The organism is Sphaerisporangium viridialbum, assembly GCF_049674955.1.
Classification (GTDB): Bacteria; Actinomycetota; Actinomycetes; order Streptosporangiales; family Streptosporangiaceae; genus Sphaerisporangium; species Sphaerisporangium viridialbum.
Genome location: NZ_CP187232.1, coordinates 5,661,325 through 5,670,447 on the forward strand (window position 1 = coordinate 5,661,325; position 9,123 = coordinate 5,670,447).

At 66.3% G+C, this 9,123-nt stretch carries 12 protein-coding genes; 5 read left to right on the plus strand and 7 right to left on the minus strand.

Annotated elements, in window-relative coordinates; all coding sequences use genetic code 11:
* Positions 1-4 precede the first annotated feature (4 nt).
* Both ACOZ38_RS25555 and ACOZ38_RS25560 read right to left on the minus strand, forming a co-directional pair.
* Positions 5-610, minus strand: a complete 606-nt coding sequence (locus ACOZ38_RS25555; protein ID WP_424533706.1) for a YkgJ family cysteine cluster protein — start codon at positions 608-610, stop codon at positions 5-7.
* 72 nt (positions 611-682) lie between these two features.
* Complete coding sequence (locus ACOZ38_RS25560) at positions 683-964, minus strand: HU family DNA-binding protein (protein WP_424533707.1); 282 nt, start codon at positions 962-964, stop codon at positions 683-685.
* A gap of 76 nt (positions 965-1,040) precedes the next feature.
* Here ACOZ38_RS25560 and ACOZ38_RS25565 point away from each other — a divergent pair, with 76 nt between their 5' ends.
* From ACOZ38_RS25565 to ACOZ38_RS25580, 4 genes are all read left to right on the plus strand, one after another.
* Positions 1,041-1,217: a hypothetical protein gene (locus tag ACOZ38_RS25565; RefSeq protein WP_424533708.1), complete on the plus strand. Its 177-nt coding sequence runs from the start codon at positions 1,041-1,043 to the stop codon at positions 1,215-1,217.
* Between the two features lie 307 nt (positions 1,218-1,524).
* Complete coding sequence (locus tag ACOZ38_RS25570) at positions 1,525-2,028, plus strand: RNA polymerase sigma factor (RefSeq protein ID WP_424533709.1); 504 nt, start codon at positions 1,525-1,527, stop codon at positions 2,026-2,028.
* 1 nt (position 2,029) lies between these two features.
* On the plus strand, positions 2,030-2,242 hold the full coding sequence (locus ACOZ38_RS25575) for a hypothetical protein (RefSeq protein ID WP_424533710.1): 213 nt from the start codon (positions 2,030-2,032) through the stop codon (positions 2,240-2,242).
* Between the two features lie 437 nt (positions 2,243-2,679).
* Positions 2,680-2,937 carry a hypothetical protein gene (locus tag ACOZ38_RS25580; protein WP_424533711.1) on the plus strand — a complete coding sequence of 86 codons (258 nt, stop codon included), beginning with the start codon at positions 2,680-2,682 and terminating at the stop codon, positions 2,935-2,937.
* 30 nt (positions 2,938-2,967) lie between these two features.
* On the opposite strand, the gene ACOZ38_RS25585 is transcribed toward ACOZ38_RS25580, so the two are convergent.
* From ACOZ38_RS25585 to ACOZ38_RS25595, 3 genes are all read right to left on the minus strand, one after another.
* Positions 2,968-3,552 (minus strand): hypothetical protein, encoded by a 585-nt coding sequence (locus ACOZ38_RS25585; protein ID WP_424533712.1) that lies wholly within the window; start codon positions 3,550-3,552, stop codon positions 2,968-2,970.
* Between the two features lie 71 nt (positions 3,553-3,623).
* Entirely contained in the window at positions 3,624-5,537 is a 1,914-nt protein-coding gene (locus ACOZ38_RS25590) for a DNA cytosine methyltransferase (protein ID WP_424533713.1), read from the minus strand.
* On the minus strand, positions 5,531-5,716 hold the full coding sequence (locus tag ACOZ38_RS25595; protein ID WP_424533714.1) for a hypothetical protein: 186 nt from the start codon (positions 5,714-5,716) through the stop codon (positions 5,531-5,533). Before ACOZ38_RS25595 ends, ACOZ38_RS25590 begins: the two co-directional genes overlap by 7 nt.
* 287 nt (positions 5,717-6,003) lie before the next feature.
* Here ACOZ38_RS25595 and ACOZ38_RS25600 point away from each other — a divergent pair, with 287 nt between their 5' ends.
* A complete protein-coding gene (locus ACOZ38_RS25600) occupies positions 6,004-7,002 on the plus strand; it encodes a DUF4238 domain-containing protein (protein WP_424533715.1) in 999 nt (332 codons plus the stop codon).
* Positions 7,003-7,351: 349 nt separating this feature from the next.
* Here ACOZ38_RS25600 and ACOZ38_RS25605 read toward each other — a convergent pair whose 3' ends face one another.
* Positions 7,352-8,449 (minus strand): N-6 DNA methylase, encoded by a 1,098-nt coding sequence (locus ACOZ38_RS25605; RefSeq protein ID WP_424533716.1) that lies wholly within the window; start codon positions 8,447-8,449, stop codon positions 7,352-7,354.
* Positions 8,449-9,102 (minus strand): hypothetical protein, encoded by a 654-nt coding sequence (locus tag ACOZ38_RS25610; RefSeq protein ID WP_424533717.1) that lies wholly within the window; start codon positions 9,100-9,102, stop codon positions 8,449-8,451. Before ACOZ38_RS25610 ends, ACOZ38_RS25605 begins: the two co-directional genes overlap by 1 nt.
* Positions 9,103-9,123 lie beyond the last annotated feature (21 nt).

Genomic DNA, 9,123 nt, shown 5'->3' on the forward strand with positions numbered 1-9,123 from the left:
GCTTTCACCCCCGCCGGCCCAGGTGCTCAGTGACGGCGGCCGCCTTCTTCTGCAGCTCGGCGATGACCTGCTCGGGCTTCATCGGGCGCGGTGCCGCGTCCTTGCCTTGCTTTCCGTTTCGGCGGGGCCCTCCGGGCTGGTTGTTCTTCACGTACGACTTGAAGGTGCGCCGGAACGTCGGGTCATCGAACCGCTGCTTCATCCGGCCCAGCTGCTCCTCGGTGAACGCGGCCGGGTTGCCCACGTCCAGCGACTTGGCCAGCAAGGTGGACGCCTCAACGTCGGGCATCAGCCCGCCGACGGGGCGGCAACCGTACGTGCAGGGCAGCGACTCGATCGCGCCCCACAACCTGCACAGCATCGGCCGGATGTCGTGCACGCCGCACTGGCCGTCCTTCAACGCAGGGCAGGTGTAGTCCCCCGTCTCGACCAGCTGCTCCAGGGCATCCGCGTGGTGAGGGATCTTCACGCCCCGCTCGGCGATGCGCTGGTGCTCGCGCGGGTTCATGCCGATCGGGCCGCACGAGTCCTTGCACAGCCCCTTGCATTCGGGCTGCTGCACCTCGGCGTACAGGGCCTCCAGCCGGGCGTCCATCTCGGATCGTTTCATTCTGGGTTCCTCCGTTGAGGGGCAAAGCAAAGGTGGCCCACCGCGGGGGTAGGCCACCGATGCGTGGCGTTGCTACTGCTGTGCGACCTGGTTCTTGAAGTCGTTGGACGCGCGGAACCGGGGCGCCTTCCTCCCCTGGGTCTCGATGGGCTCGCCTGTGGAAGGGTTACGGGCCTTCCGCCCCTTGCGGTACACCTGCTCGAACACACCAAGGCCCCCGATGCGGACCTCACCGCCGCCGACGACCTCGCCGACGATGATGTCGATGAACGCCTGGACGTGACGCTTGGCGGCGGCCTTGGACGCGGCTCCGGTGCGCTTGCCGAACTCTTCGATCAGTTCTGCCTTGTTCATGTATCGACCGTAATGGCGCATAGGACCGGAAAGGACACGTCCGACGCGTCCGACACACCATATTGCGTCGACCAGCGTGACAGCGCGGCGGTGCGCCTCGACGATGCTGAGGCTCGGGTGCTCGGCGGCCACCAGGTCGATCGTCGACCTCACCGGCCAGGTCACAGAACTCACCGAAGAACTGGACGCCGCCCGCACCGCCAACCGCGAGCTGATCACTCGCCTCGACACCGCAGCTCAACGCCCCATCTAAAAGATCTTGTGACGGCGACGCGACGATCGGGCCGTGCGGACAGTCTCAATCGATAACGGGGCCTGCCGGTCCCGTGTTGGCCGTCGCCCTCGTCAACAGGGGCGAGGGCACATGACACCCGAGAGGAGCGCCGAGTGTTCTCAGACGAGCAGCGCTCTGGCGAGCCGCCGTCCTGCATGGGCACCTCGCGAGAGGGAATGTCAGGACACCGCCCCCAGGCCCTCCAGAGTCAGGTCCGTCCGACTCGACACGATGGCCTCTCCACCGCGTCGCCCCAGGGCGACCCCGACCCCGCCGGGAGCCTGGAGTGAGTGCGCTCGAGGCCGACGGCACGCCGGACTCCAAGTCCTGGATCGAAGACAACCACGCTCGCCTGTTGCGGCTGGCGCTCCTATTCACCAGGGACCCCCGGCTCGCAGAAGACATCGCCCAGGAAGCGTGCTTGAAGATCATGCGCGCCTGGCCCAAGAAGCCGCAGCGCGACTCGATCATCACCTCGCCGGGCTATGTCGTCACCATCGTCAAGAACGCCTGCAGGACCCACTGGAAGGCCCATTCTCGGCGCAACGAATTCGAAACCTCGCTCGAACCGGAGTGCGACCCGGAGTTCAAGGACGCTGACGTCACGCTTCGCGACCTGCTCGTTGATTTGCCGGAGGATGAGCACGCAATGCTGATCCTGCGTTACTACGAGGGGGAAACCATTCTGGAGGCCGGGCGACAGCTCGGCCTTTCCCGGGATAGGGCCTACCGGCTGCACGACAGGGCACTCGAAACGCTCCGAGCGCGGTTTAAAGACCAGGAGGACTAAAGTGGAATTGGAGGTCGAAACCCGTCTTCGCAAGGATGCCGAGTCCTTCGCAAACGAGATAAAACTGCTGGACGAAGAAGGCGCGCTTGCCAGGACGCTCGCGTTCCTGGGGCTTTCCGACTCCGGCAACAACCAGATCAAGCAGAACACCTCCGAGGCCGGCCGCACCCAGCGGCCGGCCCCGGCCGGGGACACCGACTCGGACATCTCGTGAAGACCATCGCACCACAACACGCTGTCACCACCGAGGGCTAGCCCAACCCTCAGCGATCGGGTACTGACCGACGGCCAACATCACTCACCCAGAACAGGGAGAAAGGAGTGATAACGATCAGGAGTAACACGGACACCCGTCAACCACCCTGGTGGCGGAGAGCAGGATCCCTAGCCTTGCTCTCGATGTGATGCTGGAGGCATGCTGACAGAAGTTCCTAAGACGCCCTAGGAACTACTCCTCCGGACCCGGTAAGCGGAGGAGCTCTGCCTCAAGGGCTCTCTGCCCGTCGTTCTCCAAGTGACGGGCAGAGAGCCCTTTTCGCTATGATAGAGATATAAAACTGCAGAAAGACGAGAAACTCGCACCCATACAGCCCCGAGAATCACGGACTGGCTCTGGTCATTAAAAGCAGAAGCAGTCATTCGATCACAGGGGTGAAAGTGCTCATCAAGATTGGGTTCTTCGCAATCGCAACCACGACCGCGTTCCTGGCAGCAGCCTTCAGCGCGGCCGCGATAATGTTCATCGGCTACCTGACCAACATGCCGCTGGGCGCCACCATGATCACCGCCGCGCCCCTCGGCATCGCGGTGTTCGGCATCACCATCGCCATCTTCTCGATGGCCAGCTCCCTCTTCTTCACCGGCTCCAAGTCCAACCCCACCCCCGATCGGAAATCCGGAGAAAGCTAGTGGGCAAGACTCCTGCGGCCACATCGAGAGCTACCGGAGGTGGCGGGAACCGGTGTACCGGCCGGTCTCCTCGTCGAACTCGGCCTGCTGCTCGTGGTGGTCGTGCGCGGTGAGCGGGTACAGCCACGCGTGCACGTGCGGGTTGAGACGCACCGCGAGCGCCTGGTCAATGTCGCGGGTGTCGATGTGGGACCGGCCGGCCCGTTTGGCGGCCATCCACAGCCGCCCCACCTCGGTCAGCGCGTCGGTGAGCGCCCGCGTCGGGCTTCCCTCGGGGTAGTCGTCGGCCAGCTGCGACAGGAACTTCTCCAGCTCCCAGAACTGCATGAACGGCTCGTAGCCGAGGAACGGCGGCCGGATCCGGTAGTGCCCCCACTCCAGGTCCTCGTTCAGCAGGCACACCGTGTTGGTGCGGCGGCTGCCGGTGCCTTGGATGACGTGGCCACGGCCGAGTCGGGTCTCGAACGGGGTTATGGCGCGGCGGTGGATGTGGTGTTCGCGGCACAGCTCGAGGAGTTGGTGCCGGGTGCCGTGGACGATGTTGTCGCCCTCGAGCTCAACGAAGTCCAGGTCGACGCGGTGGAAGGTCGGCAGCCATGCTGAGTGCTGGGTCATGACGGCTCCTCGTGGTTGGGGATGAGGGGCCCCGCCGACGCGGCGGGGCCCGGAACATAGCGGTTCCGCTATCAGGTGGCGAGGCCGTACGCGAACCGGTCCAGTTCGACGCCGACGATCGCTTCGATGACCGCGCACGCGAGAATCTCGGCCATGGGCGGCGGGACAGCGTTGCCGATGAGCTTGACCTTGTCGCGGGCGGTGTCGGCGACGAACTGGTAGTCGTCGGGGAACGACTGCGCACGCCGAAGCTCGGCGATCTTCAGCATCCGGAACAAGATCGACGACACATCGATCTGGCCGTCCGGCGTGAGTAGCGCCCACCGGTCGCGGGTCGGCAGCGTCCCCACCGGCTGGTTCACGCTCTGCGCTCTGCCGTTGCCGTAGTAGGCCATCAGCAGTGGCTCGGGCATGGGCAGGTCTGGAGCGGTGACGAGCGACTGATGCCCGGTTGTGGTGACCGTGCGCATGTGCTCGCTGATCGAAGTGACGTGCTCGCGCCCGTCTCCCTTGCTGCCGTTGTTGCGCATGAGCAGCGGCAGCGGCGGCATCCAATCGGGGTGGATCCCAAGCCCGTGGTGATTGCCGCCGGCCGTGACCGCGTGCGCAGGGTCCTCGAACGCGGGCCGCGACTTGAACTCGTCACCGCCGCCCCGGAACGGGAACACCAGCGGCAACATGCCGTCCTGCATGTCCGGGCGGCTGGCCAGCCCGTGGTTGGACCCGTCTGCGACGAGCGTCGCCAGCGGGTCCGTGGACGGGTCGGTGTTCCTCGGGCGCCCCGACCGCATCAGAGACAGGAACGATGGGAACACGCCCGGCTGGGTGTCGGGGGCGAACGCGATGCCGTCCTCGTTTCGGGTGGTGCTGGTCCGCTTCAGCAGGCTGACCGGCCGTGCGACCTTGCCGTCTCGGCCTTCGCACGGCACTACCAGCGCGTTGGCCTCGCGGGTGGTGAGCGCGGGGATCGGCTCGTCGACCGGCCTGGGCCCGTCGTTCCACGTGCCGCCGGCGGGACAGAGGAACGGCTTGATCCAGTGTTCTTCGACTCCGGCGCGGATCCGCGCGATCGTCTTCGGCGCGAGCCCTTCAGGTTTCTTCTTGGTCTTCTTCCTGCTGCCGATCGGGGTCCCGAGGTCGGTCCAGTCGATGGCGTACCCGGCTGGAAGCACAGGGGGCTCAATGACCTGCCCGTTGCACGCGAACTCCGGGCAGATGTACAGGTACTGTCCGTGCTTGCCGTAGACGCCCATGTCGACGCCGGGCTTCTTCCACGCCTTGACGGCCTGCACCCATCCCTCGTGGCGGGGGCAGTACGCGTACGGGTCGAACCACTTCCGGTAGTTCGGGCGGCGGCCCACCGACTCGTGGATGCCCGAGACGAGCAGCCGGTCACGGGACTGCGGGGTCGGCAAGGTCGTGCGGCCCTGCACGTGCGCGGCGTTCACGGCGTGCACCTGGATGATGTAGCCGAGCTTCCGCAGTTCCTGGACCCACCGGTCCCAGTGCGCCCACAGCCGGGCCTGCACGACGTTCTCGACACCGAACCCGAGCACCGGCTTGCCGTACTTCTCCTGGCAGTGCCTCAGGTAGGTGACGACCTCCTCCATCAGCGCCCTGGACCGTATGCGGGTCTTCTCGTGTTCGGTCAGATCGTCGATGTCGTCGGCCCACAGGGCCAGTTGGTTTTCCTTGTCGAAGTACCGGGTCTCGCCGGATGCGGTGCTGAACGCGGGACAGGCCGGGCTCGCCCAGAAGAAGGTGGAGTACGGAAACTTCTCGATGGCGTCGGCCGCCTGGACGTCGCCGAGCCAGAAATCCACGCCGGGGTGGTTCTCGACGTACGTCCATTTCGCGGGCTTCGCATGGTTGGCGGCGAACGTCAGCCTGGTGCCAGGGACCGCAGCGATTCCGGTGCCGGATCCGCCGCCGCCTGCGAACATCTCGGCGACGTCGATGTCATCGGGGAAGAGCCGGTTCAGCATCCGGACTCCACGCTGGCCGACTCGTCGCCGGCGGCGGGGTATCCCGGCCAGGGGCGGACTTCGACGACGTTCTCGACGATGTGCGGCGTGTGGTTCACCGGCTTCAGCAGCGCGAGGATGTCGAGGATCGTCTTCGCCGGGGGTTTTTGGGCAGCGGGAACCCAAGAAGGGTCGTTCATAAGGGGTTTCGCCTTTCGCGACTGCGAGGGTTAGAAGGCCAGGGAGAGCTGGGCGTGGCCTGCGAAGCCAGCCGCCCAGGCGGAGGGGAAGGGTTTGTTAGAGGCCAGCGCAGGGGTGGCGACCGAGGCGTTCTCGACGCGCGACCCTATGTCAGCATCGTGGCCTTTTTGTCGGCGTCGCTGACTATCTTGGCGACGTGAGACTCATAAAGCGGGTCCGGAACCCATGGGGGCAGGTGCCTGTCACCGCCGGAGGCCAGTCCCTGCAGGGGCGTGCACGTGACTACATGGACGAACTGGTGCGCTTGCAGACGGCCAAGGATCCCATCAGCCGACGACACCACTACGTCCCGAAGGCATACCTTCGGGAGTGGTCATTCGACGGTAAGCGGGTGTGGACCCTCGACACTACCGCAGGTGCGGTGAGGCCAATTGGCCTCGCGGACGTGTGCGTCGAGGAGAATTTCTACCGGGTCGTTGGATCAGACGGTGCTGCCCATAATCGAGTGGAGCTTCTCTTCGGAGTCGTGGATACCGAGCTTCGTCGGGTGCAGACCTTACTGAACCAGCTTGAAGATCCAGACGAGCTGGAGTTCGACGACCTAATCGGACTCGGAGTCACCATGGCTGTCCAGCGCATGCGCACCTTGCAACAGCGCCGACTTCGACAACAGCACAACGAGTGGCTCGTCGCGCAAGGTTCACCAGACATCACGTCGATAAACGATCCCGAAAACCCGCATTCAGTGGCGGGATTCCACACCAAGTCGTTGTTTTCGGCCATGTGGGAGGCCGCTGACGTGCTTACGACTCGGCAGATCGAGATATGGCACGATACTCAGGGCCGTTTCACGACCTGCGACGCCCCAGTACTGGTCCCATTCAGGCGCAACGTAGCACCGAGTCTTATTGCCGCGCCCTACATTGTCTGGCCGATCAGCCCCCACCGCGTCGTAGCTCTTGGTAACGACCTCCAGGGCGAGAAAGCCATCATACGTGAGGCGACTGGTAAGCTGGTCGGTATTGTGCGCGACGGCGTGAAACAAGGCCGAGAGCGAATGATCTTTGCCAGCGAGCAGCAGCGCGACCGACTGCCCCCGGCCAAGAAATTCCGGCGGCGGACACAGATACGGCTTCGGTGCTCGCAATGGGCACCGGGGGGTGATTACGTGAAGCCCCCTGGCTGTTGCGTAGAGCAGTCACACACCTTCGCAGCGGGTCCGGACGTGGCCCTTTGTAACAACGGTCTTCATTCTCCCGCGTCGGACATGTGGTCGTATATATAACGGAACAAGCCAAAGATGGGCTGCGCGGATGCCCCCACCCGACAGGCGGGAGCGCCCGCGATCGGTGCTACGCCTCTGCGGGGATGACCACGACGACGGTGTAGGCGTTCGTTGCCGGGCGAACGAGGCCTCGGGCGGCGGCTCGATGTCGCCGCCGCGCTCCTCCACCAGCGCATGGAAGCATCCGGTCGCCTTGGACTGGTGAAATCCACTTTGGCACCCATGACGGCGACGAGCCGGCCGCCGGACAATGGGTCACCTCGCGTTCAGGGATCGGCAGCCCCGCCCACACAGGGCGGGGCTGTAGGATCCGTGGTTGCGCGAGCCCGATAACGGCGGGCTCGCGCTCTTACGCGGCGGGGCTGGAGACGAGGTCTAGCAGCTGCCGCGACTTGCGGATCGCTTCGGCCATGACGAGCTGGCCCATCACCTGGTGGTGGTGTTCGAGCACCGACGCGCGATGCTCAGCGGCCCGGCCGAAGGTGTCACCGACCGCGAGGGTGTCGCCGACGTGGATGAACACCTGCGGCCCAAGGTCCCACACGATCGAGTTGACCGCTGCGCACGCCGCGGCGGTGGGGTTCAGCTCCCCCATCGACCACACGAAGTCGTGCGGGTTGTGGTTGTACTCCCGCAGGGCGAGCGCGATGGCGCGGAGCATGCCGCCCGTGCCCGCCGCCGGCTCATCGAACGACATGCCGGGCTGGATGCTGTCGGGCGTGAGCAGCATTTTCGCCATCATGTCGGCGGCCGGGGTGGGGGTGTGGAACTCCCCCAGGGCGTCGCGGCCGCCCTTGGACCGCAGCGTGACCAGGACAACGCCGAGCACGTCTTCCTGGCACCGCCACTGCGGGTCGGGGTCGCCGGTAATGGAGAGCAGACCGGACTTGATGGCGGCCTGCGCGACCGCGCGGACGCCGATGACGACCTGGTCGTGCGGGTCGTCGCGTTCGAGCCAGTCGTGCAGCGGCCGCGCGATCTCGACGAGGTACGGCTGGCGTATCCACTGGGCGGCCCAGATCTGGCGGAGCACGTCCAGCAGATGGGGACCGTCGAGGGCGAGGAACTGCCCATCGAGGGACGGGCCGTCCGGGTCCGCCTGTCGTACGAGAGTGAGCGCGGCGACGACCCCGACCGGGATGTCGATGTCGGATCCGCCGTAGTGGCCGTACCAAGCGTCCTGGACGCGTTCCGCGAGCTTGACCGGAGACGAGGGGCTGATGCGCGGCCTCGCTTTCGCCGTTGCTACCGCTGCGGTCAGACCCGCGTCGGGCGGCGGGGTCGGCGCCGGAGGTGCCTCGCCGGCGGGCTCCGGCGCCGTGGTGGCGGGGGTTGCGACCGCTGCGGCCAGGCCGGTGGGCGGCTTTGGCGGCGGTGGTTCGTCCTGCAGGTCGGCGAACAGATCGAGCTGCATGTCGCCGCCGCGGCGTGCGCGCCGCTTGGCCATCACTCCTCGCCGTCCGCTTCGTCCTCGTCGGGGAGCAGCGACGTCATCAGCGCCACCACGAGCTCCACGGGCGGCTTCACGCCGGGCCGGGTCGCGAACACGGCGCAGGTGGTCGGGCACTGGGTGGTGCGGTCGTCCGGGCCGGCCGGGGCGGTGCCGCAGTGCGGGCACCGCTCGCGCGGCACCGTCTGGGACACGTCGAACGTGCCCTTCTTCACGTAGTAGCGGGGCTTCCGCTTCTCGGCGGACTGCCAGCCCTCCTCGGCGAGCTGCTTCTCCTTCGCCTTGTCGTCGTCGCTCTGCTTGCGTCCGATGCGGCGGAACGTGCCGAGCGACGTGCTGCCTTCGGCGGGGACGCGGCCCTGCTCCAGCCAGTACTGGAAGCCTCCGCAGTGGACCAGCCGCCGCCGCTGGGCGGCGAGCAGCGCCATGTTCAGCACGGAGTAACCCGGCTCGTCGCTGGCGGGGTCTTCCTTCCATCCGACGCTGGCCGCCTGGACGCGGAACGCCTCCAGCTCGGCGGGCTCGGACAGGCACAGCGCGGCGTACGCGGCCAGGGCCTCGTTCGCTGCGGCCTTGGACTCGGCGCTGCGGGCCTTCTGGGCTTCGGTGACGTTGCGGCGCTTCTTACGGGGCTTGGTGGCGGTAGCCATGGTGTGGCGTTCCTTCTCTGT

What these genes read in the sequence shown, in the direction of transcription:
- ACOZ38_RS25555 (WP_424533706.1), bottom strand. Translation starts at nt 610, where the DNA reads ATGAAACGATCCGAGATGGACGCCCGGCTGGAGGCCCTGTACGCCGAG.
- ACOZ38_RS25560 (WP_424533707.1), bottom strand. Translation starts at nt 964, where the DNA reads ATGAACAAGGCAGAACTGATCGAAGAGTTCGGCAAGCGCACCGGAGCC.
- ACOZ38_RS25585 (WP_424533712.1), bottom strand. Translation starts at nt 3,552, where the DNA reads ATGACCCAGCACTCAGCATGGCTGCCGACCTTCCACCGCGTCGACCTG.
- ACOZ38_RS25590 (WP_424533713.1), bottom strand. Translation starts at nt 5,537, where the DNA reads ATGCTGAACCGGCTCTTCCCCGATGACATCGACGTCGCCGAGATGTTC.
- ACOZ38_RS25595 (WP_424533714.1), bottom strand. Translation starts at nt 5,716, where the DNA reads ATGAACGACCCTTCTTGGGTTCCCGCTGCCCAAAAACCCCCGGCGAAG.
- ACOZ38_RS25600 (WP_424533715.1), top strand. Translation starts at nt 6,004, where the DNA reads ATGGACGAACTGGTGCGCTTGCAGACGGCCAAGGATCCCATCAGCCGA.
- ACOZ38_RS25605 (WP_424533716.1), bottom strand. Translation starts at nt 8,449, where the DNA reads ATGGCCAAGCGGCGCGCACGCCGCGGCGGCGACATGCAGCTCGATCTG.
- ACOZ38_RS25610 (WP_424533717.1), bottom strand. Translation starts at nt 9,102, where the DNA reads ATGGCTACCGCCACCAAGCCCCGTAAGAAGCGCCGCAACGTCACCGAA.